At 70.1% G+C, this 22812-nt stretch carries 17 protein-coding genes; 11 read left to right on the top strand and 6 right to left on the bottom strand.

What is annotated here, in order from left to right; translation table 11 throughout:
* Positions 1 to 97: 97 nt before the first annotated feature.
* Complete coding sequence (locus tag AB0C30_RS10985) at positions 98 to 3373, bottom strand: GH92 family glycosyl hydrolase (protein WP_357942013.1); 3276 nt, start codon at positions 3371 to 3373, stop codon at positions 98 to 100.
* A gap of 181 nt (positions 3374 to 3554) precedes the next feature.
* On the opposite strand from AB0C30_RS10985, the gene AB0C30_RS10990 reads away from it, so the two are divergent.
* Positions 3555 to 4976 carry a carboxyl transferase domain-containing protein gene (locus AB0C30_RS10990; protein WP_357942014.1) on the top strand — a complete coding sequence of 474 codons (1422 nt, stop codon included), beginning with the start codon at positions 3555 to 3557 and terminating at the stop codon, positions 4974 to 4976.
* A gap of 111 nt (positions 4977 to 5087) precedes the next feature.
* Here AB0C30_RS10990 and AB0C30_RS10995 read toward each other — a convergent pair whose 3' ends face one another.
* The 3 genes from AB0C30_RS10995 to AB0C30_RS11005 are packed head-to-tail and all read right to left on the bottom strand — an operon-like array spanning position 5088 to position 10567.
* Entirely contained in the window at positions 5088 to 7940 is a 2853-nt protein-coding gene (locus AB0C30_RS10995) for an AAA family ATPase (protein ID WP_357942016.1), read from the bottom strand.
* A gap of 30 nt (positions 7941 to 7970) precedes the next feature.
* Positions 7971 to 9794, bottom strand: a complete 1824-nt coding sequence (locus tag AB0C30_RS11000) for a 2-isopropylmalate synthase (RefSeq protein ID WP_357942018.1) — start codon at positions 9792 to 9794, stop codon at positions 7971 to 7973.
* A 2-nt stretch (positions 9795 to 9796) separates the two neighbouring features.
* On the bottom strand, positions 9797 to 10567 hold the full coding sequence (locus AB0C30_RS11005) for an AfsR/SARP family transcriptional regulator (protein ID WP_357942019.1): 771 nt from the start codon (positions 10565 to 10567) through the stop codon (positions 9797 to 9799).
* 228 nt (positions 10568 to 10795) lie between these two features.
* On the opposite strand from AB0C30_RS11005, the gene AB0C30_RS11010 reads away from it, so the two are divergent.
* The 3 genes from AB0C30_RS11010 (at position 10796) to AB0C30_RS11020 (ending at position 13547) form a co-directional block, all read left to right on the top strand.
* Entirely contained in the window at positions 10796 to 11725 is a 930-nt protein-coding gene (locus tag AB0C30_RS11010) for a UbiA family prenyltransferase (protein ID WP_357942020.1), read from the top strand.
* Positions 11726 to 12175: 450 nt separating this feature from the next.
* Positions 12176 to 12898, top strand: a complete 723-nt coding sequence (locus tag AB0C30_RS11015) for a sensor histidine kinase (protein WP_357942021.1) — start codon at positions 12176 to 12178, stop codon at positions 12896 to 12898.
* Positions 12879 to 13547, top strand: a complete 669-nt coding sequence (locus AB0C30_RS11020) for a response regulator transcription factor (protein ID WP_357942022.1) — start codon at positions 12879 to 12881, stop codon at positions 13545 to 13547. Before AB0C30_RS11015 ends, AB0C30_RS11020 begins: the two co-directional genes overlap by 20 nt.
* Before the next feature lie 72 nt (positions 13548 to 13619).
* Here AB0C30_RS11020 and AB0C30_RS11025 read toward each other — a convergent pair whose 3' ends face one another.
* Positions 13620 to 14585 carry an aldo/keto reductase gene (locus tag AB0C30_RS11025; protein WP_357942024.1) on the bottom strand — a complete coding sequence of 322 codons (966 nt, stop codon included), beginning with the start codon at positions 14583 to 14585 and terminating at the stop codon, positions 13620 to 13622.
* Positions 14586 to 14920: 335 nt separating this feature from the next.
* Here AB0C30_RS11025 and AB0C30_RS11030 point away from each other — a divergent pair, with 335 nt between their 5' ends.
* From AB0C30_RS11030 to AB0C30_RS11040, 3 genes are all read left to right on the top strand, one after another.
* Complete coding sequence (locus tag AB0C30_RS11030; protein WP_357942026.1) at positions 14921 to 15769, top strand: metallophosphoesterase; 849 nt, start codon at positions 14921 to 14923, stop codon at positions 15767 to 15769.
* Between the two features lie 2 nt (positions 15770 to 15771).
* Positions 15772 to 16458: a 4'-phosphopantetheinyl transferase superfamily protein gene (locus AB0C30_RS11035; RefSeq protein ID WP_357942028.1), complete on the top strand. Its 687-nt coding sequence runs from the start codon at positions 15772 to 15774 to the stop codon at positions 16456 to 16458.
* 389 nt (positions 16459 to 16847) lie between these two features.
* Positions 16848 to 18359, top strand: coding sequence for a BTAD domain-containing putative transcriptional regulator (locus AB0C30_RS11040; RefSeq protein ID WP_357942031.1), 1512 nt, complete (start codon positions 16848 to 16850; stop codon positions 18357 to 18359).
* Here AB0C30_RS11040 and AB0C30_RS11045 read toward each other — a convergent pair.
* Positions 18275 to 19912: an FAD-dependent monooxygenase gene (locus AB0C30_RS11045; RefSeq protein WP_357942033.1), complete on the bottom strand. Its 1638-nt coding sequence runs from the start codon at positions 19910 to 19912 to the stop codon at positions 18275 to 18277. The two genes, AB0C30_RS11040 and AB0C30_RS11045, sit on opposite strands and share 85 nt — an antisense overlap.
* Positions 19913 to 20023: 111 nt before the next feature.
* Here AB0C30_RS11045 and AB0C30_RS11050 point away from each other — a divergent pair, with 111 nt between their 5' ends.
* The 4 genes from AB0C30_RS11050 (at position 20024) to AB0C30_RS11065 (ending at position 22801) form a co-directional block, all read left to right on the top strand.
* Positions 20024 to 20803, top strand: a complete 780-nt coding sequence (locus AB0C30_RS11050; protein ID WP_357942035.1) for a 3-oxoacyl-ACP reductase family protein — start codon at positions 20024 to 20026, stop codon at positions 20801 to 20803.
* A gap of 157 nt (positions 20804 to 20960) precedes the next feature.
* Positions 20961 to 21251, top strand: coding sequence for a phosphopantetheine-binding protein (locus AB0C30_RS11055; protein WP_225290089.1), 291 nt, complete (start codon positions 20961 to 20963; stop codon positions 21249 to 21251).
* Positions 21248 to 21733, top strand: coding sequence for a 3-hydroxyacyl-ACP dehydratase FabZ (gene fabZ, locus AB0C30_RS11060; RefSeq protein ID WP_357942037.1), 486 nt, complete (start codon positions 21248 to 21250; stop codon positions 21731 to 21733). The genes AB0C30_RS11055 and fabZ overlap by 4 nt, the downstream gene beginning before the upstream one ends.
* Before the next feature lie 3 nt (positions 21734 to 21736).
* The gene (locus tag AB0C30_RS11065) at positions 21737 to 22801 is read left to right on the top strand and encodes a glycine cleavage T C-terminal barrel domain-containing protein (RefSeq protein ID WP_357942039.1); all 1065 of its coding nucleotides are present in this window, start codon (positions 21737 to 21739) and stop codon (positions 22799 to 22801) included.
* Positions 22802 to 22812 lie beyond the last annotated feature (11 nt).

Below are 22812 nucleotides of genomic sequence, written 5' to 3' on the forward strand. Positions count from 1 at the left end.
CCTAAATTAGGGCAGGTGGAGCCTACATAATGCAAGCGCGCTGTCGCACAAAAGCGCGGCTCCCCCCTGCCAGGCAGGGGGGAGCCGCGGCTGAAAATCAGGCAAATGCCCAGGTGAAGATGTGCATCGCCCCCTCCTGGGCGGGCGAGAAGGTGATGCTCTTCACCCTCTTGGCCGGGTCGAGCGCGATCGGCTGCGCCGCGAAGACGTACGAGCCGAGGGGCCGCATCATCCACGAACCGTTGTAGAGCTGATACGGCGTCGAGGCCACGACCTGGTTGCCGTATCGGGGCTGGCCGCCCCCGAAGTCCAGCATCCAGTCACTGAGCCCGAGCTTGCCGGTGCCGGTGGAGCCGTCGGTGTAGGTGATCGTCGCGGTCACCTCCGACCAGCCGTTGGTGGTCGAGCCCAGGAAGGCGATCTTCGTGGCCCCGGCGGGCGCGGCCACCTCGATCGGCTGGGTCCCCACCTTGACGTTGTCCCATTCGCCGGGCTTGCGGTTCGGCCAGGTGAACTCGAAGCCGTTCCAGGAGACCTTGCCGCCCGGCTTGAGCCCGGCGGCGGCCAGGGCCTGCCCCGAGTAGCTGAAGGCCGCCGCGTCGAGGTTGGCCAGGCCCGACTCGGCGTCGTCCCCGATGCCCGCGAGGTTGTGCGACCACTCGGGCGTGCCGCGGGTGGCCACGTTCAGCCGCACGCTGGCCGTGAGGTCGCTGACGGTCGTGGCGCCGCCGGAGTAGGTCGGCGCGGTGACGGAGATCGGCACGGTGATGAAGCCGAGCGGGGTGCCCGACGCCACCGAGACCTGGACCGCCTGGGTGGCCTTGCCCAGCGCCGGGACGGTCAGCGTGCCGCTCGCCGGGGTCACGGTGATCCCGGCCGGCGGCTTGGCCTGCCACTTGACGGTGCCGGCGGCGCCCGTGGACTGCACCGCGAGCGTGGCCGCGAAGCTCCCGCCCGGCTCGACGGGCCCGCTGCCGGGGTTGAACCCGGCGAGGTAGGTCTTGGCGCCCTCGTTGAAGCTCGGCGGCGCGTTCGTCGTGCCGGTGCCGAACGTGGTGTTCGGGGAGGCGCCGAGGGTGAAGTCGAGCCGGCCGCCCTGCAGGGCGAACGACTCGGGCAGCCACGCCTTGCCGGACGTCGTCCCGTTGACCTTGAGCGACTGGATGTAGCGGTTGGTGGAGCCGGGGGAGTAGATGTCGATGTTGCCCTGGGGCCGCTTGATGCTGATCTTGTCGAACAGCGGGGTGTTGACCAGCAGCTCGGCCCGGCCGGGGATCGCCGGGAACAGGCCCATCGCCGACCAGACGTACCAGGACGCCATCGCGCCCAGGTCGTCGTTGCCGACCAGCCCGTCAGGTCCTGGTTTGAACAGCTCCTGCTGCACCCGCCGCACCAGGTCCTGGGTCTTGTACGGCTGCCCGGCCCACGCGTACAGCCACGGCGACGGCAGCGCGGGCTCGTTGCCGAGGTAGGCGTAGGGCTCGTTCGGCCCGGCGTTGAGCGCCTTGAAGTAGGCGTCCAGCCGGGGGATGGCCTTGGCGTTGCCGCCCATCGCGTCGAACAGCCCGCGCGGGTTGTGCTGGACCATCCAGTGGTACTGGGCGCCGTTGCCCTCGATGTAGGAGTCGGGGCTGGCGGGGTCGAAGGGCGAGGTGAACGACCCGTCCGCCATCTTGGGCTGGATCCAGGAGTTGGCCGGGTTGTAGGTGTTCTGCCAGGACTGCGAGCGCTTCATGAAGGTGGCGGAGACGTCGCGGTAGCCGAGCCGGGAGGCCAGCTGGGCGATGCCGAAGTCGGCGATGCCGTACTCCAGCGTCATGGACGGGTCCGAGACGACGTAGCCCTTGTTCATGAAGGCGGCGTTGCCCGGCCGCTCGTCGTACTTGATCTGCGGGTGGCCGATGTCCATCCCGCCGACCCGCTGGGCCGCCGTGACCATCGACTTCATCGCGTCGGCCGCCGGGAAGTTCCGGGCGCCGAAGGCGTACAGGCTGGAGACGATCGAGTGGTACGGGTCGCCGACCATGACGCCGGTGATCTCGTTCTGCAGCGACCAGCGGTCCCAGACGTCGCCGAGCAGGTGCGCGTTCTCGTACATGGTCTGGGCGATGTCGCTGCCCACGGCCGGGTCGAGCAGGGCCAGGAGCTGCACCTCGCTGCGGTAGACGTCCCAGCCGGAGAACGTCGCGTAGTGGTGGCGGCCGGCGGCGACGGTGTGGAGCTTGCCGTCCGAGCCGGTGTAGGTGCCGTCGGCGTCCTCGGCGACGTGCGGCTGCAGCAGCGCGTGGTAGAGGTTGCTGTAGAAGGTGCGCCGCTGGTCGGTGGTGCCGCCGGAGACCAGCACCTGGCTGAGCCGGTCGTTCCAGATGGAGGCACCGTTCAGGGCGACCGAGTCGTACCCGGTGGTGCCGACCTCCGCGTCGAGGTTCTTCTTCGCGCCGTCCACGCTCACGTACGACAGGCCGACCCGCATCTGCACCGGCTTGGTGCCGTCGAACTCCAGGTAGGCGCCCGAGCCGGGCCCGTTCACGACGACGTCGCCCGCCGTCACGGCCTCCGCCTCGGCGACCTTGGCGGCCGAGGCGTTCTTGACGGACAGGGCGCTCGGCTGGACGAGGTCGTCCTTCCAGGTGCCGTAGGACGTGATCGGCTGGTCGAAGGTGGCGTGGAAGTAGACCTTGTAGCGCATCGGCGTGCCGCAGAAGCCGCCGGTCTGCACCCAGCCCTGGACGGTGTTGCCACTGATCTTGGTCTCGCCGTCGTCCACGCCGTTGATCGAACCGCTGGTGTTGAGCAGCAGCGTGCCCGGCTTGCCGGCGGGGAAGGTGAACCGCCCGACGCCGGCCCGCTGGGTCGCGGCCAGCTCCGCCTTCACCCCGGTGTCGAGGGTGGTGGTGTAGGAGCCCGGCGTGGACTTCTCATTGTCATGCTTGTACGTCTGGACGTAGTCCATGCCATGCGTAGCAGGCGACTTATCGATTTTTCCGGAGATCGGCATCACGGGGAAGTCCTGCGCCCCGGTGCAGCCAGGGCCGTTGATGTGGGTCATGGAGAAGCCACGTAAGCGGTTGTCCTCCCACTTGTAGCCACCTCCGGCGTTCGCCACCGTGTCGGGGCTCCACTGCATCATCCCGAACGGCAGGACGGCGCCGGGGAAGTTCATCCCGGCGCCACCGCCGTGACCGAAGTCGGGACCCGCCTCCTGAGTGCCGAGGAAAGTGTTGACCAACGCGACCGGATACGGTTCTGGGGCGGTCCCCGGAGCGGCGGTAACAGCGGCGCCTGCCGGGATCGCCGTCGCGGCCACAAGGGCGGCGACCATCGGTAAAGACCACAGAGACAAGGTCGTCCTCCAGGGTTGAGACCATTTCATGGCAGCGTGAATCGCCCTCGCGCGTCAACGCGCAGAAGTTCCGGCCACAAGTTGCCACCGGCCTGACGACCACCGGCGGAGTTGCTAGGGGTTGGCTGATAACGGCGCCCTTGACAAATTCGGCGTTACTCCTGGTCGATTCACGACTTCTGATCGATTCACGGCAGCAGGGAAATGGCCCATGTCCACTGTTCTGGTCGAGCAATCCGCAGACACCCGATCGCCGTCCGTCCGCCTCGCGAGGCTGGCGGATCCCGGCTCTCTCATGCCGCTGCACGCCGCCGACGACAGCGGTGTCCTGGCCGTGTCCGGCCTGGTCGGCGGCTCGCCCGTCGTCGCCTACTGCACCGACGCCACGCGGATGGGCGGTGCCCTGGGCGCGCCGGGCGCCCGCCACATCGTGGCCGCCATCGAGACCGCCGTACGGCTCGACTGCCCGGTGATCGGGTTATGGCATTCGGGCGGGGCCCGGCTCGCGGACGGCGTTGAATCCATGGACGGCGTGGGCCGGATGTTCGCCGCCATGACGAAGGCGTCCGGTGTTGTTCCGCAGATCTCGGTCATTCTCGGGCCCGCCGCGGGCGCCGCGGCTTATGGCCCGGCGCTCACCGATATCGTCATCATGGCCGACGCGGGGCGCGTCTTCGTGACCGGTCCCGATATCGTGCGGAGCGTCACCGGCGAGAAAATCGACATGGCCGGGCTCGGCGGTCCGGAAGCGCACGGCGGTAAATCCGGGGTCGCCCACATCGTCGTCGGAAACGAGGACGAGGCATATGAGCGGGCCCGCCGCCTCGCCGGATTCTTCGCCCGCCCCGGCAGCTTCGACCTCGATCTGCTGCAGGACGACTGGGAGGACCTGGGCGCGCTGCTCCCCGAATCGCCGCGCCGCGCCTACGACGTGCGGCCCCTGGTGCGCGGCGTCATGGACCGTGACGAGCGCGGGCCGGTGTTCGAGGAGCTGCAGCCCCGCTGGGCGCCGAACATGCTGGTCGGCCTCGGCCGTCTCGGCGGCCGGACCGTCGGCCTGCTCGCGAACAACCCCCTGCGCAAGGGCGGCTGCCTCGACTCGCTGTCGGCAGAGAAGAGCTCGCGCTTCGTCCGGATGTGCGACGCGCTGGGCGTCCCGCTCGTCGTCCTGGTGGACGTGCCCGGCTACCTGCCGGGAGTCGGGCAGGAATGGGGCGGGGTCGTCCGGCGGGGCGCCAAACTCCTGCACGCCTTCGCCGAGTCGGTCGTGCCCAGGGTCACGCTGATCACCCGCAAGTCGTACGGCGGCGCGTACATCGCCATGAACTCCCGCTCCCTCGGCGCCACGACGGTCTTCGCCTGGCCCGACGCCGAGGTGGCGGTGATGGGCGCCGAGGCGGCGGTCGGCGTCCTGCACAGGAAGGCACTCGCCGCGGCCTCCGAGGTTGAGCGGCCCGAGCTGCTGGCCCGGCTGGTCGAGGAGCACCAGCGGATCTCCGGCGGGGTCGAGCGGGCGATGTCGCTCGGCGTGGTCGACGAGGTCATCGCGCCCGCGACCACGCGCTTCCGGCTCGCCGAGGCCCTTGCCCGCGCACCACAAACGAGAGGACGGCATTCGAACATCCCCCTGTGAAGCCCACCAGAACATCCCCTGTGAAAGCCCGCAAACCGGCACACGAGAAGCCCCCGAAAGGCGTGCGATGCGCTTTTAGGGGGCTTATACGCGCTTCTCGGGGCTTTCGCGTCAGCTGAGCACCTGCGCCCGCATGGACTCCTCGCCCGTGAGGCTGGCCGGCAGCTCGGTGCGCCGGGTGACATTGAGCTTGCGGTAGATCCGCGTCAGATGCTGCTCCACCGTGCTCACCGTGATGAACAGCTTGGCGGAGATCTCCCTGTTGGTGTAGCCCTCGGCCGCCAGCGCCGCCACCCGCCGCTCGGCGTCGCTGAGGATTCCCGTCACGCCGGCGGAGTTCGCGGCGCTCCGGTCGCCCTTGCCGCCCCGGTTGAGCGCCAGGGTCAGCGGCTCAGCCTGGCATTCCACCGCGAGCAGCCGGGCGCGCCTGCCGAACATGCCCGCCCGCCGGTACTCGCCGTTGGCGTGGTAGGCCGCCGTCAGGTCGAACAAGGTCCTGGCCAGCTCGTACCGGTCGCCGCCCGATTGCAGCAGGTCGGCCGACTTGCGCAGCAGCATCGGGCGGTGCCGTGTCTCGCTCACCGCGGCCAGCAGGCGCATCGCGATGCCCTGGACCCGCCTGGACTGCTGCCCGCACCGGGCGAGCTGCTCGTCGATCAGGCGGCGCGCCTCCTCGTGGTCGCCCAGGCGGATCAGCGCCTCGGCCGCGTCCGTACGCCACGCGATGAATCCCGGCACGTCCAGCTCCCACCTGCGCATGAGCTCGCCGCAGAGCTGGAAGTCGCGCAGCGCCTGGTGCGGCTGGCCGGCCATGAGGTTGAAGCGGCCCTTGCCGTGCAGGTACTGCAGGCCGAACCGGGTCTCCAGCATCGCCTCGGGCACCGGCTGGTTGAACTGCCGCACATGGTCGTCCAGCCGGCCCATCGCCGCGCCCGCCTGCAGCAGGCTGCCCAGCGGCCCGCCGACGGCCACACCCCAGCTGGTGGCCGGGATGATCTCCAGGGCCCGCTGCGCGTCGTAGGCCGCCGCGGCCAGGTCGCCCCTGCGCAGGCCGATCTCCGCCCGGATGGCGGACAGCCGGGCCTGCCTGCTCGGCGCGCGCCGCGAGGCCGCCTCGTCGATGAACGCATCGCACCAGGGCGCCGCCTTGCCCGGCCGGTCCGTGTACGTCAGCGCCAGCAGCGCGGTCTCCACCGTGTCCATCGTCATCTCGTCCAGCCGGGAGCCGCGCAGGATGCGCTCGGCCGTCGCCACGGTCTCCTCACGGGGACCCTGGGTCAGGACGCTGGCCAGCACCCCGGCCGACTCCATCCGGCGGCCGACGACGACGGACGAGGCGGCGCTGCTCGCCTGCTCACCGCTGACCTCCGGCAGATGCGGCAGGAACGAGGGGTACAGACTGCGGAACCAGGGGCGGGCCGCGGCCAGCTCGGCCACGGTCTCCTGGTCCAGCTCGGCCAGCTCGTTGAGGTGGGCCAGGACGTCCTTCGCGTCCGCCACGTGCCCGTGCCACAGCAGCGCCTTGGCCAGCACCACCGTGTCGCCGCCGCCCAGGTAGCCCTTGTGCAGGGCGTCGGTCAGCTCGGCCAGGTGCGTGGCGGGGGCACTCGGGTTGATCCGCCACTCCGCCCGTACGAGCGTGGTGGTGATCCTGGCCCGCCGCCGCTCGTCCACGCAGGCCCGCCAGGCGAGCTTGAGGTACTCGATGGCCGACTCCACGCCGTCGTCGCGGAGCGCCTGCCGCGCCGCCTCCTCCAGGACCGAGATGGCCCAGGGGTCGCCGGCGTGGCTGGCCTGCAGCAGGTGCTCGGCGACGACGGCCGCCGGGGCACCGCTCTCGTACGTCAGCTCGGCGGCCCGGCGGTGCAGGTCGATGCGCTCGGCGGCGTCGAGGTCGGCGAGCACGGCCGCCCTGGCCGCCGGGTGGCGGAAGTGACCGTGCTCCAGCACGCCCGCGCCGGTCAGCGCCTGGATCGCCTTGGCGACCGCCGCCTCGCCCTCGTCCAGCAGCCGGTCGGCCGCCGTCTCGCCGCCCGGAGACCGGCCGCCCGGCAGGTCGCCGCTGCTCAGCAGCTTGATGACGGCGCTCTCGCCACCGCCGAGCAGCGGGCCGATCGAGGCGGGTTCGCCCAGTACGGCCAGCGCCCTGGCGACGACCGTCATCCGACGATCGGCGCGGCGCAGGCAGGCCACCGTGCCCTCGCCGTACCTCGCGCCAGGGGCGCCGGTGGCCTGGAAGTCCTCCACGAGCGCGGTCACCAGCAGCCGGTTGCCGCCGCTCAGCGCGTAGCAGTCGGCCGCGAACCCGTCGGCGGCCGCGGCGCCCGCCCGGACGGTCACCCAGTGCGCCACCTCCTCGGCGGACAGGTGGGTGAGCCGGATGGGCCGGCAGTGCGGCTGCCGCAGCACCTCGGTGTGGAAGAGCGTCTGGACGTGCGCGCTGTGGTCCGGCGCGCTGAAGACCAGCATGACCTGGGCGAACTTGACCCGCCGCGCCAGATAGGCCAGGCAGAGCTGCGAGGCCCGGTCGGCCTGGTGGACGTCGTCCACGACGATCACCAGCGGGCAGCGCTCGGACAGTTCGAGCAGGGCCGCGCAGAGCGCGTCGACGATCTGCACGTCCATGTGGTCGATGGCCTCGGCCTGGGGGTCGCTCGACAGCTGCGAGCTCATGCCCTCGTGCAGCAGGTCCATGGTCGCGGCCCGCTGCTCCTCCGTCAGGGGCGCGTTGTGCAGCAGCTGGGCCAGTACGCCGAGCGGCAGGCCGCTCTCCGCCAGGGATCCCGTGGCGGTGAGCGGTAACGCGCCGTGCTCGAAGGCCTGTTCCGCGAACGCGTACAGGAGCTCGCTCTTGCCGGTCGCGATGGCGCCGGTCACCATGGCGATCCTGCCCTTGCCGGCCACCGTCTCGCGCAGCAGTTCCTCCAGGGAGGTCAGGCCCTCCCGCCGTTCGTCCATGGCCATGATCGGCCTCCCTTTTTCGTTCGTCGGATGTCAGAGTCGGCTGGGTGTCAGAAGGGCAGCCTGCGGCCGGACGGGGTGCGCAGGTCCAGACGGCCTCGGGTACGGGGGCCGCGCGGGCGCTGCCGGTGGATTCTCTTCAGCATCACGGGTCTCCTTCTCCTCGGTGGGTCGTGCGTCGGGGGTGAGGCGGGCGCGGGCGGCGCGGACGGCCGAGTAGGCGGCCGTGGCGATGTCGGCGTCGATGCCGGCGCCCCAGGTGACGGCGCCGCCCATCCGGCACTCGGCGTAGATCACGGTCTCGTCGCCCGAGCGGTCGCCGAGCCCGCTCGGCCGCTCGTGGTCGAGCGGGCGGCCGGTGCGGTGCACGACGCGGACCTGGATGCCCCAGGGCGCCAGCACCGAGCCGAGCGCGCGGCAGGCGTCCGCCCGGTCGCCGCCGACGTCGAACCGCCCGTCGATGTACAGCGCCGCCGTCACCGGCTCCCGCCCCACGGGCAGGGGCTCCGACGGGTCGCCGTGGAAGAGGTACTCGGTGCGGAAGATGGCCCCGATCCGGCTCGGCGACAGCTCGCCGCCCACCGCGTCGGCCTGCGCCTGCACCTTGGCCGACAGGTCGGCCTGCATCCCGCGTGGCAGGTTGAGCCCGTGCCAGGCGCTCATCACGTAGGCGACGCCGCCCTTGCCGGACTGGCTGTTCACCCGCACGACCGCCTCGTATGTACGGCCCACGTCCTTGGGGTCGACGGGCAGGTACGGCATGCGCCACGGCAGCTCGGCGACGTCGGCGCCGCTCTCGTCGGCCGTCCGCTCCAGGTCGTCGAAGCCCTTCTTGATGGCGTCCTGGTGCGAGCCGGAGAAGGCGGTGTAGACGAGGTCGCCGCCGTAGGGGTGCCGGGGATGCACCGGCAGCTCGTTGCAGAGCTCGACCGTGCGCCGGATCGCGTTGATGTCGGAGAAGTCGATGCCCGGGTCGATCCCGTGGGCGTACATGTTCATGCCCAGCGTCACCAGGCAGACGTTGCCGGCGCGCTCGCCATTGCCGAACAGGCAGCCCTCGATCCGCTCGGCGCCCGCCAGCAGGGCCAGCTCGGCGGCGGCCACCCCGGTGCCGCGGTCGTTGTGCGGGTGGATGGACAGGCAGACGTGCTCGCGGCGCGACAGGTTGCGGTCGAGCCACTCGATCTGGTCGGCGAACACGTTGGGCAGCGACCGCTCGACCGTCGTCGGGAAGTTGAGGATGATGCCGCGCCCCCGCTCCGGCTGCCAGACGTCCATGACGGCCTCGCACACCTCAAGGGAGAAGTCGAGCTCGGTCTCGTTGAAGAGCTCGGGGGAGTACTGGTAGCCCAGGTCGCAGTCGCGCAGCGTCCGCTCGGCGTACTTCATCATCAGGCGCGTGCCCTGGACGGCCAGGTCCTTGCACTCGGCGCGGCTCATGTCGAAGACCACCCGCCTGAAGAGCGGCGACGTGGCGTTGTACACGTGGATCATGGCGCGCGGCGCCCCTTCGAGGCACTCCACGGTCCGCTCGATCAGCTCGTCGCGGGCCTGCGTGAGCACGGTGATCCGCACGTCGTCGGGGATCCGGTCCCGCTCGATCAGCAGGCGGACGAAGTCGTAGTCGTTCTGGCTGGCGACGGGAAAGCCGACCTCGATCTCCTTGTAGCCGATTTCCACCAGGAGGTCGAACATCTTGAGCTTGCGCTCAGGCGTCATCGGGTTGGCCAGCGACTGGTTGCCGTCACGTAGATCGGTCGATAACCAGCGGGGCGCCGCCACTATCCGATTGCTCGGCCAAGTGCGGTCGGTCAGGTCTACGGGCGTGAATCCGGCGTAACGCTCAAAGCCTTTCATCGTCAGACGTCCTTTCCTGAATGACTTCCTGCTGGAGCGGTCAAATGGAGGTTTTGGATGTCGAAGGCGGGCTCCACACCCAGCTCGGCTTCCAGCAGCGCGCGCAGCCCTTCATAGGCGCGCCAGGCGTCGGCGCGCCGGCCCGCGCGGCCGAGTGCCGTGATGAGCTGGGTATGGAAGTTCTCGTTCAAGGGATAGGCGGCCACGAGCACGCGGAGTTCGTCGATGAGTTCGCCGTGCAGGCCCAGCCGGATCCTGGTCTCCAGGTGCATCTCCACCGCCCGCAGCCGCTGCTCGTCGAGCGCGGTGGCGCGCGGGCCGAGCACCGCGCCCCTCGGCACGTCGGCCAGCGGGGGGCCGGACCACATGGACAGCGCTTTCCGAAGGACCAGGTCGGCGGCCTCGTGGTCGCCCGCGCGGTGGTGCCCGGCGGCCCGCTCGACCAGCCGGGGGAAGACGAGCGCGTCCACCCGTCCCGGGTCTGCGCGCAGCAGGTAGCCGGGCGCTCGGGTGACGACCAGCTGGGCCACGGCCGGCCCCATTCTCAGCAGAATTCGGCGGAGGTGATAAATGTGCGTCTGAAGGGTCTTGACGACGTCTTTCGGCTCGTTCTCGCTCCACAATTCATGGATAAGGAGATCGACCTCGACGACCTTTCCAGCGTTGAGCGCGAGTAGCGCGAGAACCTGCCGGACCTTAGGCCCCACCGGGATATGGGACTGGCCGCGGTCGTCGACCATCTCCATCGGTCCCAGTAACTTGAAATCCGGCATCAGATTCCCTAACGTGAGGATTCTCAGTCCGGTGAGGTGGAAATTGGATTCCGTGCCCCGACCGGCGATCTCAAGCTATAGGGGCGGTCGTGACCGGACAAGGCGGATCCCCAGGAGTTCGGGGTGGCGCGCCGAGAGTAGTACGGGGGGTATCTAAAGTACCAATGCCGACTACAACTTTCGGATACCGCCCTTACCGGATCCCTTACCGAAGGCGACAATCCGGTCATGGTCAGCTTATCGGTGTCCAATCAAGCGCCAGGTGTCACCGCCCTGCGATCCAGTGCGCGGGTGCTCCGGCTGTGCTTCGTCGAGGCCCGTCCTGCCGTACTCGCCGTGTCCACCCTTCGATTCATGGCCGGAGCCGTGCTCGCCCTCCCGGTCTCGCCGGTGCCGGAACCGGCGAAAGTGCTGCAGGGGGCCGCGGCCTGGGTTCTGTCGATCTTCGCCATCTACCTGCTCAACGGCGTCACCGACGTCACGGAGGACCGGGTCAACGGGTCCGGCCGGCCGATCGCCCGGGGTGACCTCGCCCCGCGGACCGCGGCCGTCGTCGCCGCCGTCGCGGCCGCTCTCTCGATCGCCGCGACCGCCGGACTGCCCCCGGCGCTGACCTGGATCGTCGGGCTCAACCTGGTGCTCGGCTACCTCTACTCGGCGCCGCCGTTCCACCTCAAGAGCGGCTCGACCGGCACGGTCGTGGTGCTGTGCACGTCGGGGCTGCTGTCGTACTGGGGCGGGCTGACCGCCGTCACCGGCGGCGAGAGCCTGTCCACGCCGAAGGGCCTGATCGTGTTCGCGGTCGCCGCCACCTGCTGGATGGCCTTCGTGGGCGTACCCGCCAAGGATCTGTCCGACATCGAGGGAGACGCCGCGGCGGGCCGGCGGACCATCGCGGTGACCTGCGGAGAGCGGAAGTCACGTCATTGCATGTACGTCGCCGCGCTCACGCTGGCCGCCGCGCTCGGCGTGGCCGTCGTGTTCTTCCGCGTGCCGCTCGCCGGTGTATGCCTCGCCATGGCGGCGGGGACGGTCGCGGTGATCGCGGCGGGCCAATCAGCCGCCAAGGGCGGAAGTGATCAACAACGCCGGCCTTACAGGGCGTTCATGGTGACGCAGCACCTAGTTCACATTACCGCGCTGATCTCTAATATCTGACCTTATATGTTGCTTTGGTGAGGCACCTGCGAGATAGTTGGGGCACGCGCGTCCCATGGCCAAGGGGGCTCCTTGGATGCGGCATACGATGCTGAGAACGACCCTGCGAGATTCGTTGATGCTTGTCGAGAAGAAATCCTCAGGGAATTCGAGTCGCAGCTCCAGGCCACCGGCAACGCGCTCTCCGCAGATCCGCGCGCCACGCACCAAGCCGTAATGACCGCCGAGTTCGTCCTCGACGATGTGGCGGCCACGCTCCGTGCCGGAAAAGTGCAGGTCAACGAGCTCTATAAGTTCCACGCATGGGAAGTCGGCACTACTCGCGCCTCGACCGGAGTTCATCCGAAGGCCTCACTTGAGGCGGGCTCGCTTTTTTTCCGAGTAGCTCTGAGTCACCTCGCGCGGCTTATCGCCGTCGAGGCGGACTCGCCGGCCGAAGCATTCACACTCGTGGCCACCGGAATGGAGGAGAGCCTCTCCCGGCGAATCCGCGAGTCCGCCGAGAGCTATCACCGCTTCCTGCTCAACCAGGTGCAGGAGGCCCAGGGGGAGGAGCGCCGTCGCATCGCCCGTGAGCTGCACGATCGCATCGGCCATGGGATCAGCGTCGCGCACCAGCAGCTCGCTCTGTCGGAGGTGCACCGGGCCAGCGACCCGGCGCGGGCGGAGGTCAAGGTCGGGGTCGCTCAGCAGGCCATCCAGGAGACGATGGAGAACCTGCGGCAGATAACCTCCGAGCTGCATCCCCAGGTCCCCGTGAGGAGTCTGGAGAAGGCGCTGCTCGGTTTCCTGGAGGCGGTCGAGGACGATGTCGTGTCCGTCGGCCTCGATGTGAACGGTGACGAGTCATGGGCGGAGCCGAGGGTCCTCGACGAGGCGTTCCTCATCATCCGGGAGGCCGCCCGCAACGCGCTCAGCCACGCCGGGCCCTCGGTGATCCTCATGCGGGTGGACATCGCGCCGCACGAGCTCAGCGCGACCGTCCAGGACAACGGGCAGGGCTTCGACCCGTCGTGCGCCCGCGAGCGTGGCGGCGTGGGCCTGACGTCCATGCGGGAGCGCGCCGAGTTACTCGGGGGCACTGTGGCCATCTCCAGCGTCCCGGGCAACGGCTGTCTCGTCGAGCTCCTCATCCCTCTCAAGAGACAGTCCCATGAACCGGACCGACCGTAACACCAAGATCAGCGTCGCCATCGTGGACGACCATGCGCTCTTCCGGGAGGGCCTGCGCGAGATCCTTGAGGCTTCCGGAGAGATGAGCATCGTCGGCGAGGCCGGCGACTCCGCGACCGCGCTGGCCGTCGTCGTCGAGACCCGGCCCGACGTGGTCCTGCTCGACGTGGAGATCCCCGGTGACGAGGTGACCGAGACGGTCACCCGGATCCGGTGCCTGTCCCCGGAGACGCAGATCATCATCCTGAGCATGTACGACGGGCCGCAGCTCCTCACCAGGCTGCTGGCCGCGGGCATTCGCGGTTACCTGCTCAAGAGCGTCCATCGGCACGAGCTGATCGCGGCGATCAGGAGCGTGTACGAGGACCCGGCGCGGGTGGTGCTCGCGGTGTCGCGCCACAGCCTCGCGCACGTGGAGGGGCCGGCGCCCGGCGTGCTGTCGCAGAAGGAGCAGGAGGTGCTGCAACTGGCCGCGCAGGCGCTCAGCAACGGGCAGATCGCCCGCCGGCTGGGGCTCGCCGAGGCGACCGTGAAGCGGCACATGCGCAACATCTTCGTCAAGCTCAACGCCGTGTCCAGGATCGACGCCGTCAACAAGGCGCTCGCCGCGTCCCTGATCTCGCCCCAAAGCCGGAACGATCCCGACTGAGCCGCCTTGACCCCGTGCCCCGAGCCAATCGGGCCCCGAGGTCTGGGCGCTGAACTCGGCTGGGCGCCTGGGTCAGAGCAGGAGTGAGCCCGACTGGTTCGCGCCGCCGGCCGGGAGGATGCCGGCCAGCCGGTCGCGGGTTTCTGGCGTCAGGCGTACACCGGAGGCGGCCAGGTTCATCTCCAGGTGCACCTGGTCGCGGGTGCTCGGCACGGGCACCACGTGATCGCCGTGGGAGAGCAGCCAGGCCAGCGCCAGCCGGCCGGCGCCCAGGTCGAGCTGGGCCGCCGCGGCCTCGATCTGCCGCAGCGGACGCGTGCTCAGTCGCAGGTGTTCCTGCTGGAAGCGCGGGTCCTCGTGCCGCCAATCGGCGGCGCCGAGCTGGAGCGACGACCTGATCCGGCCGGTGAGGAAGCCGCGGCCGAGCGGGCGGGCGGCGACCACGCCGAGGCCGAGCCGCCGCGCCTCGTCGAGGAGCTCCGGCGGGGCGTGCGGGCCCCAGAGCGAGTACTCCAGGGCGAGCGCGGTGACGGGATGTACGGCATGCGCCCGCCGTACCTGGTCGACCGTGGCGTTGGTCAGCCCGAGATGGCGGATCTTGCCCGACCGCACGAGCTCCGACAGCCGGGACACGGCCTCCTCCACCGGGGCGCGGTCGTCCTGGCAGTGCAGGTAGTACAGGTCGACGCAGTCGACGCCGAGGCGTTGCAGCGACGCCTCGCAGGCCCGCGCCAGATGGTCGGGGCTCGCGTCGAACTCGATCGGCTCGCCGGGGGCGCCGCGGCGCACGCCGCCGCGCGTCGAGACCACCACCTCGTCGCGCCGCCCGGCGATGGCGCGGCCCACGAGGCGCTCCACCTCTCCGGCGGCGTAGAAGTCGGCGGTGTCCAGGAGCGTCACGCCGCCGTCCAAGGCCCGGCGAATAAGCCCGAGCGCCTCATCGCGGTCGATGGGGCCATAGGCGCCGCTGAGCGCCAGCGAGCCGAGTCCGATGTTCGAGATGTCCGGTCCATCTCGTCCCAGCCTCGTGTAACGCAATTGGGCCGCCTTAGTGTGCCAATCGCAGACTGCTGCATTTCTATTGATACCTAGCATCACTCAAAGCGCGGTCAAAGACCGGTCAAAGTCGGATCCAGCGTTACGGATCGGCTTTGCGCTGAGGTGGAAGCTAGGTATTTATCCTCTTGTATATACGTTTTGCGGGGCCCCCTGGATGACACGAGTTCCGCCCGTACCCGCTGACCTGGGAACTCCTTGAGATAACGCCCTGACCTGCGACAACCCCTAGGCGTCCCCCCTACTTCCGGGGATGGCGCCCCATAAAGTAGTTATGTCGGCTTTCGCAGAGATATGCTGCTGTATAAGCTGTGCTGGTGGTCGTTGGAGGGTCGGGTGGCGGGAGGTTGCTGGCGGTCAGCGACCTCCATGTGGCCTTCTCCGAGAACAGGACCGTCGTCCAGAACGTCTTTCCGTATTCGGCCGACGACTGGCTGCTGATCGCCGGAGATGTCGCCGAGCGGTTCGCCGACATCGAATGGGCGCTGACCCTTCTCAAGAGCCGTTTCTCCACGGTCGTCTGGACGCCGGGAAACCACGAGCTGTGGACACCGCGCGACGATCCGATCCAGTTACGGGGCGAGCACCGCTACCTCGCCCTGGTGGAGATGTGCCGGGGCCTCGGCGTGCTGACGCCGGAGGATCCCTATCCGGTCTGGACGGGACTCGGCGGTCCGGTGACCGTCGCCCCGCTGTTCCTGCTCTACGACTACACCTTCGGCGCGAACGGCGCGGGCAAGCGCCTGGCACTGGAACGCGCGCACGAGGCGGGCGTCGTCTGCACCGACGAGTATCTGCTGCATCCGGACCCCTACCCGACCCGCGACGCCTGGTGCCGGGCGCGGCTCGCGGAGACCCGGCGCCGCCTCGGCGAGCGGGATCCGCGCCTGCCCACCGTCCTGGTCAACCACTATCCGCTCGTCCGCGAGCCGACCCGGATCCTGCGGCACCCGGAGTTCGCCCTGTGGTGCGGGACCGAGCGGACCGCCACCTGGCCCCTGCACTATGACGCGGTCGCGGTCGTCTATGGGCACCTGCACATCCCTCGCACGACGTTCCACGACGGGGTGCGCTTCGAAGAGGTCTCTCTGGGCTATCCGCGCGAGTGGGTTCCGCGCGGGCGCACCGGCGGCCCGCTCAGGACCGTACTTCCAGCTCCGGAGTGAAGATGATCGAGCACATCCTGCCCGCGACGGTCAAGGCGTACGACACCTTCGACGACCCGCCCGGGACGATGCTCTTCCCGGAGGAGGAACGGCTGATCCAGCGGGCCGTGGACAAGCGGCGCAAGGAGTTCACGACGGCGCGGCTGTGCGCGCGCAAGGCGATGGAACGGCTCGGCGTGGCGCCGGTGCCCGTGCTGTCGGGGCTGCGCGGCGAGCCGCTGTGGCCGCTGGGCGTCATCGGGAGCATCACCCACTGCGCCGGCTACCGGGCCGCCGCGCTCGCCCAGGCGGCGGGGACGATCGGCATCGACGCCGAGCCCGACAAGCCGCTGGCCGCAGGCGTGGTGGAAGCCATCTCGCTGCCGCAGGAGCGCGAGATGCTCCGCGCTCTGGCCGCCGAGCATCCGGCCGTCTGCTGGGACCGGCTGCTGTTCTGCGCCAAGGAGTCGGTGTACAAGGCGTGGTTCCCGCTGGCGAAGCGGTGGCTCGACTTCCAGGACGCGGCGATCACGGTGGACCCGGTGCGGCGGACGTTCACCGCGCGCCTCCTGGTTCTCGGGCCCCGCTGGCAGGGGCAACGGCTGGGCGGTTTCACCGGCCGGTGGATGACCGGCAACGGCCTGATCGTGACCGCCATCGCCGTCCTGGCCCCGCAGCCGGCCGTCCAGAGCAGCGGCCCGGCCCGGTGAACTTCCCCCGGTGAGCTTCTTGCGCCGAGCACAATGCGGAAGGCCATCACACCGAATGGTGTGATGGCCTCTCGCGTTCCGGGGGTGCAACGGCGGAGAACTGTGCATCGCCTCCCGAGCGGACAAAGTGCCGGTCAATCCGTCTGAGTTGAATCCTAGGACTGCCGGAATAGGTTTCCGACCCCTAGGTGACCCCTGGAGACGGCCATGGGGTGCGGATTCGGCGGCACCCCTATCGAGTGGGTTCGGCCTTCCGTCAGGGGCCGCTTAGGGGTGACTCGGCCCGGGAGCCGTTACTAGCTTTGTGAGTAGTGCGTATCCCGAGTTATCGGCGGGAGAGATTCCCACATGGCGCGACATTATCTTTATCTGGCCGGGACGGAACGCTGATGGCACTCGAATTTCACGTCCTCGGCCCGCTCCGGGTGTTCGACGACGGCGAAGAGCTACAGATCTGCGCGAACAGGGAGCTGGCGATCCTGGCCAGCCTGGTCCTGAACGCCAACCGGGTCGTCAGCGTCGACCGGCTGATCGAGACCGTCTGGGCCGGCTCGGCGCCGCAGAGCGCAGGGCGGCAGATCGCCATCTGCGTGTCGCGGCTGCGCAGGACCCTCGGAGCCGCGGCGATCGAGACCTCCAGCCCCGGCTACCTGCTGCGGGTCTCGGCCGAGGACATCGACTGGCTGCGGTTCGGGGCGCTGGTGGCGCGGGCGCGCGGCCAGGCGGCGGGCGGAGCCCGCGAGGACGCCGTCCTGCTGCTGCGCGAGGCGCTCGCGCTGTGGCGGGGCAACCCGTTCGAGGACATTCGCGGCCTGCGGTACGACGTCGCGCGGATGGAGGAGTCCCGCCTTGAGGCGCTGGAGGCGTGCCTTGAGCTGGAGATCGACCTGGGGCACCACCACCGGGTGATCCCCGAACTGCTGGCCCTCGTGGCGGAATGCCCGTTCCGGGAGCGGGTCCGGGCCCAGCTCATGCTCGCGCAGTACCGGGCCGGCCGGCGGGCCGAGGCGCTGCGCACCTACCAGGAGACGCGCCGCTACCTGCTGGAGCAGATCGGCCTCGAACCGGGCCCGGCGCTGCGGCGGCTGCACGACCAGGTCCTCCGCGACGAGTCCGGGCTCATGCGGCCCGCCGCCCACCGCCCGTCCGGCGCGGGGCCGGTCGTACCGTCGCAGCTGCCCCCGCAGGTGCTGCCGTACGTCGGCCGCACGGGTGAGCTCGCCGCGCTGGACGCGGCGCTGCGGCCCGAGCCCGAGGTGGCGGTGCCGGGGACGATGGTCCTGAGCGGGCCGCGCGGGGTGGGCAAGTCGGCGCTGGCGCTGCGCTGGGCGCACGCCAGGATCGACTGGTTCCCGGACGGACAGCTGTACGCCGACATGCGCGGCGTGTCCGCCGGCGCGGTGGTCGACCGGTTCCTGCGGGCGCTCGGCGTGCCCGCCCAGGACATCCCCCTCGACCCCGCCGAGAAGCTGGCGCTCTACCGCAGCTGTACGGCGCGCAGGCGGCTGCTCGTGGTGCTCGACGATGTCAAGGACAGCGCTCAGGTGCTGCCGCTGCTCCCCGGCGGCGCGAACTGCCGGGTCATCGTCACCAGCGCCGACCCGCTCGACGACCTTGTGGCCAGGCAGGGCGCGCACCGCGAGTTCGTCCGCCCGCTCCCGGCCGAGGCGGCGCGGGAGCTCGCCGACATGCTCGTCGGCGCGCCCTACACGCCGACCGTGGCCCAGGCCGTCACCGACCTGGTCGCCACGTCGTCAGGCAACCCCCTGTCCGTACGACTCGGGGCGGCGCAGATGCGTTCGCGGGCCCGCCACCATCACGACCTGGCCAGGATGGCGCCCAACGCGCCGGCCAGCGCGTCCTGCGACGCCGCGCCGCCGGGCGAACGCCAGCCGACATGACCGTCAGGGCGGACCAGCACGGCCCCGGTGTCGCCGACGCCGTACTCCTCCGCCCAGGTCGGGGAGGTGAGCGGCGCGTCGGGCTCGCTCTCGCCAGCGCGGGAGATCTCGACGACGGACAGCGTGACGCCGAGCCGGTGCGCCGCCTCCTTGGCGGGCTGGACCCACCCGCTGCCGGTCGGGGTCATGAGCGTGAAGGCCGGGCCCAGCAGATCGAGCGTCGACACCCTGCCCTCCCGGGAGGCCAGCCAGACGTGGGGGGCGCGGTGGCCGGGGCGGGCGGTCGGGACGTAGGTCCGATAGGGATCCGCCGGTGCCGGGTCCGGTGTGCCGTCGGGCACCACGGCGGCCGACTCGTAGCGGAAGCCCAGGATCAGGCCCTCGGAGCTGCGGCGCTCGGCCTGCTGCTCGATCGCCTGGCTCATCGACAGCTGTCCCTGCATCATGCGCAGCGTGATCAGGGCGTTGGTCAGGCTCTCGTCCACCGTCCTGGCGGCTATGGGGCGGCGCTCGGCGTCGTACGTGGCCAGCAGCTCCGCACCGGCCGACCCGTTAAGGACGGCGGCCAGCTTCCAGGCGAGATTGTGCGCGTCCTGGATGCCGCAGTTCATCCCGAACCCGCCCTGCGGAGTGGTCGCGTGCGCGGCGTCGCCGGCCAGGAAGACCGGCCCGCCGCCGAACCCGGTCGCCACCACCGCCTGCTGCAGCCACGGCATGACCCCGACGATGGTGACGGGCAGGTCGGGCAGGCCGACGGCCGAGCGTACCGCCGCCACGCACGCCTCCTCGGTGAAGTCGGCCGCGCTGCCGCCGGTGCTCGGGTCGTAGCCGGTCTGGATCATCCAGCGCCGCTTGTTGTCGACCGCCTCCACCGCGCACGGCGGGTCGCTGCGCAGGAACGACAGCGCCACCCGGCGGTCGGCGGGCAGCTCGCCGAGGTCGGCGTCGAACATGACACTGACCATGTGCCCCAGCGGCGGCGGCCCCACGACCTCGATCCCGAGCCGTTCTCGGATCCCGCTGCGACTCCCATCGGCCGCCACGAGATAACGCGCCCGCACGAGCACAGGCCCGCTATCCGACGCGGCCGTGGGCTCGATCACCGCCTCCACGCCGTCGGCGGTGACGCGGAGGTCCGTCATGGCGGTCGCGAAGCGGACGTCGGACCGTGGGTGGGACTCGGCGACCCTGCGGAGGATCACTTCGAGGATGTCCTGCGAGCAGAGGTAGGTGTACGTGGGGCTCTGCGGCGCGTCGCGGTCGATCGCCGCCGCGGCCCGGACGAAGTCATCGGCGGCCAGCGAGGTGCCGACGCCGACCGCCAGCACGTCCTCGCGGGGCATTCCCGCGCCCTCCACCTCCTCGGCGATTCCCCAGGACCGGAAGATTTCCATGGTTCTGGTGGAAATGAGGCGCGCTTTCGGGAAAATCGCGGTCCCCGGATGCCTCTCCACGAGAAGGGAGGATATTCCGTGCCGGGAGAGCTCGATGGATGCCGCCAGGCCGACGGGCCCGCCACCGACGATAAGAACCTCAACATCGACCTCGTGCATGTTGTTAGCGTCGTATATCTGCTTATCGCCGTCAATGCATGGATAACCGGATGATACAGGCGTGATATCCGGCTTTAGTAGCTTTATCGGTGCAGGTACCAATTGTTTGGTATGCGCATTGTCAAACCCCTGGAGACGATGATGCTCTTTGCCGAAGGCTCCGTGGCCCTGGTTACGGGCGGGTCGCGCGGCATCGGCCGGGCGGTCGCGCTCGACCTGGCCCGGGAGGGTGCCCACGTCGTGGTCAACTACGCCCGTTCGGAGGCGGACGCCGAGGAGGTCGTCGCCCTGATCGGGAAAGAGGGCGGCAGCGCGACGGCCGTGCGCGCCGACGTCACGGACGAGGCCGAGGTACGGCGGATGTTCCAGGGCGTACGAGCCGAGCACGGCCGCCTGGACGTGCTGGTGACCAGCGCCGGCATCACGCTGGACCGCTATCTCGTCGCCATGAGCCTGGAACAGTTCCGCGGGCCCATCGACACCAACGTCACCGGCACCTTCCTGACCTGCCGGGAGGCGCTGCGCATCATGCAGCACCAGCGGCGGGGCGCGATCGTGACCGTGTCCTCGACCAGCGGGCTGGACGGCGGCTTCCCCGGCCAGACGAACTACGTGGCCTCCAAGGGCGCGATCATCGCCTTCACCCAGGCGCTGTCGAACGAGGCGGCCCCGCACGGTATCCGGGCCAACGTGGTGGCGCCCGGGTTCGTGACCACCGACATGACACGGAAGGTGCCCGCCAAGATCAGGAAGGACTACGAGACGCGCATCCGGCTGGGCCGCATGGGCCGGCCGGAGGAGATCGCGACGATCGTGAGCTTCCTCGCTTCCGACAAGGCGTCGTACATGTCCGGCGCGGTGGTGGTCGCCCACGGCGGCGGCCTCGGCTGACCCGCCGCGTCGCGAGTCCACCCGCCGCGAAACCACCCGCTGAGCCCCACTCGCTGAGTCCCCGCTTGCTGAGCCCACCCGCTGTGAGCCGATCCCGGCACGAACCGTGAACCAGTCCCCGACCGCAAGCCCCTGTCACGAGGCACATGGAGGATGGATGACCCTCGACCAGCTCCGCGCGAAGGCCGCCGAGCGCCGGCAGACGTGCACCCAGATTAAGAAGATGATCGTGTCCCGGCTCGACCTGGAGATCGAGCCGGACTGGATCACCGACGACCAGCCGCTCTTCGGGCGCGGCCTCGAACTCGACAGCCTCGACGTCCTGGAGTTGTACGTCGCCATCGAGGCCGAGTTCGGTGTGGCGCTGTACGACAGCGAGATGGCCGTCTTCGGCTCGGTGTCGCGGCTGGCGGACGAGGTCAATCCCGCTCTGCGGGCGACGCCATGACGATCGGCGCCACCCAGCTCGCCTCGGCCACGGCGACCGGGCTGAACCATGACCAGATCAGGCAGGTGCTCCCGCACCGCTGGCCGATGCTGCTGCTCGACCGGGTCAGCAGGGTGGAGCCGGGCGTCAAGGGCACCGCGACCAAGAACGTCGCCGGGACCGAACTCTGGTTCCAGGGCCACTTCCCGACCGCGGCCGTGCTGCCCGGCATCGTGATCATCGAAGCGCTGGCCCAGCTCGCCGGGGTGGTCTTCGCCCTGGCGGGCGCGAGCGAGATCAGCTACCTGGCCGGGGTCAGGTCGATGCGGTTCCGCCGTCCCGTCGTCCCCGGCGACCAGCTGACCCTGTCGGCCGAGCGGACCGGGGGCGGCGCCGGGTTCGCCGAGTACCGGGTGTCGGCGCGGGTGGACGGCCAGGTCGCCGCCGAAGGAAACCTCACGATCGCCGATCCGGCGGGTCAACGTTCCGTACGAAAGGTGTGAAGCATGGCTACCGTCCTCGCGAACCTGCATCCGGAGGGCACCGTCTACGGCGAGGTGGGTGACAGCTCGGTCCCGCTGCGCTTCTCCGAGTCGGCCGACGAGTACCGGGTGCTCAGGGAGCGCGCCGCCGTCCTCGACCTGGGCGGGAACCGCCTCATCGAGATCACCGGGCCCGCGGCCGTGGACTTCGCGCAGCGGCTGCTCGCCCGCGACGTGGAGTACCTCACCTCGGAGCGCTGCATGATGAGCCTGGTCCTGGACGAGTCCGGGCAGGTCGTCGACCAGGTGCTGGCCTTCGGCCGGGAGAACGGGATCCTGCTGGAGAGCTCCTGCGGCGCCGGTACGCGCCTGCTGGAGCACCTGGAGGAGCACAACGACGAGGGCGTGGTGATCACCGACCGGTCGGCCGACCTCACGGTCCTGGCCCTGGAGGGGCCGTATGCCTGGGGCGTGGTCGGGCGGCTGATCGACGGCGAGCTGGCCTCGCTGCCGTTCGAGTCGGTGGTGGAGACCGAGTGGAACGGCACCGAGATCATCTTCGCCCGGACCGGCTTTACCGGCGAGTACGGCTACCAGATGATCGTGCCCATCGAGTCCGCGGCCGAGCTGTGGTGCCAGGCGCTGGAGCACGCGGGAGCGGCCGGCCAGGAGGCCCTGGAGCTGGCCATGCTGGAGGTACGCCAGCCGATCCCGCGCCACGAGGCGACGGCGGGCGCGAGCGTGATCGAGATCGGCGCCAACTGGCTGGTCGACGTCACCAAGGACGAGTTCGTCGGCAGGGAGGCGGTGCTGGCGGCGTTCGAGTCGGGCCAGGGCCGCCGCACGGTCGGCTTCACCGGCGGCGACGCCATCCCCGAGGCGGGCGCCAGGGTGCTGGCGGGCGGCCAGGACATCGGCGAGGTGGTGCACGCGGTGCACAGCGCCGGTCTGGGCGCCACGCTCGGGCTGGCCAGGGTCGACGCCGAGCTGGCCGCCGCCGGTCTGGACTTCACCGTGGACGGCGTCGAGGTGACCACGCTGACCAGCCCGTACATCGTGCCCAAGAGCTGGAGCATCCCGATCATCTGATCGGCCTTCTG

It is taken from the genome of Nonomuraea sp. NPDC048901 (genome assembly GCF_040649695.1).
Lineage (GTDB): Bacteria > Actinomycetota > Actinomycetes > Streptosporangiales > Streptosporangiaceae > Nonomuraea.

What these genes read in the sequence shown, in the direction of transcription:
- AB0C30_RS10985 (WP_357942013.1), bottom strand. Translation starts at nt 3,373, where the DNA reads ATGAAATGGTCTCAACCCTGGAGGACGACCTTGTCTCTGTGGTCTTTA.
- AB0C30_RS10990 (WP_357942014.1), top strand. Translation starts at nt 3,555, where the DNA reads ATGTCCACTGTTCTGGTCGAGCAATCCGCAGACACCCGATCGCCGTCC.
- AB0C30_RS10995 (WP_357942016.1), bottom strand. Translation starts at nt 7,940, where the DNA reads ATGGCCATGGACGAACGGCGGGAGGGCCTGACCTCCCTGGAGGAACTG.
- AB0C30_RS11000 (WP_357942018.1), bottom strand. Translation starts at nt 9,794, where the DNA reads ATGAAAGGCTTTGAGCGTTACGCCGGATTCACGCCCGTAGACCTGACC.
- AB0C30_RS11005 (WP_357942019.1), bottom strand. Translation starts at nt 10,567, where the DNA reads ATGCCGGATTTCAAGTTACTGGGACCGATGGAGATGGTCGACGACCGC.
- AB0C30_RS11010 (WP_357942020.1), top strand. Translation starts at nt 10,796, where the DNA reads ATGGTCAGCTTATCGGTGTCCAATCAAGCGCCAGGTGTCACCGCCCTG.
- AB0C30_RS11020 (WP_357942022.1), top strand. Translation starts at nt 12,879, where the DNA reads ATGAACCGGACCGACCGTAACACCAAGATCAGCGTCGCCATCGTGGAC.
- AB0C30_RS11035 (WP_357942028.1), top strand. Translation starts at nt 15,772, where the DNA reads ATGATCGAGCACATCCTGCCCGCGACGGTCAAGGCGTACGACACCTTC.
- AB0C30_RS11040 (WP_357942031.1), top strand. Translation starts at nt 16,848, where the DNA reads ATGGCACTCGAATTTCACGTCCTCGGCCCGCTCCGGGTGTTCGACGAC.
- AB0C30_RS11045 (WP_357942033.1), bottom strand. Translation starts at nt 19,912, where the DNA reads ATGCACGAGGTCGATGTTGAGGTTCTTATCGTCGGTGGCGGGCCCGTC.
- AB0C30_RS11050 (WP_357942035.1), top strand. Translation starts at nt 20,024, where the DNA reads ATGCGCATTGTCAAACCCCTGGAGACGATGATGCTCTTTGCCGAAGGC.
- AB0C30_RS11055 (WP_225290089.1), top strand. Translation starts at nt 20,961, where the DNA reads ATGACCCTCGACCAGCTCCGCGCGAAGGCCGCCGAGCGCCGGCAGACG.
- fabZ (WP_357942037.1), top strand. Translation starts at nt 21,248, where the DNA reads ATGACGATCGGCGCCACCCAGCTCGCCTCGGCCACGGCGACCGGGCTG.
- AB0C30_RS11065 (WP_357942039.1), top strand. Translation starts at nt 21,737, where the DNA reads ATGGCTACCGTCCTCGCGAACCTGCATCCGGAGGGCACCGTCTACGGC.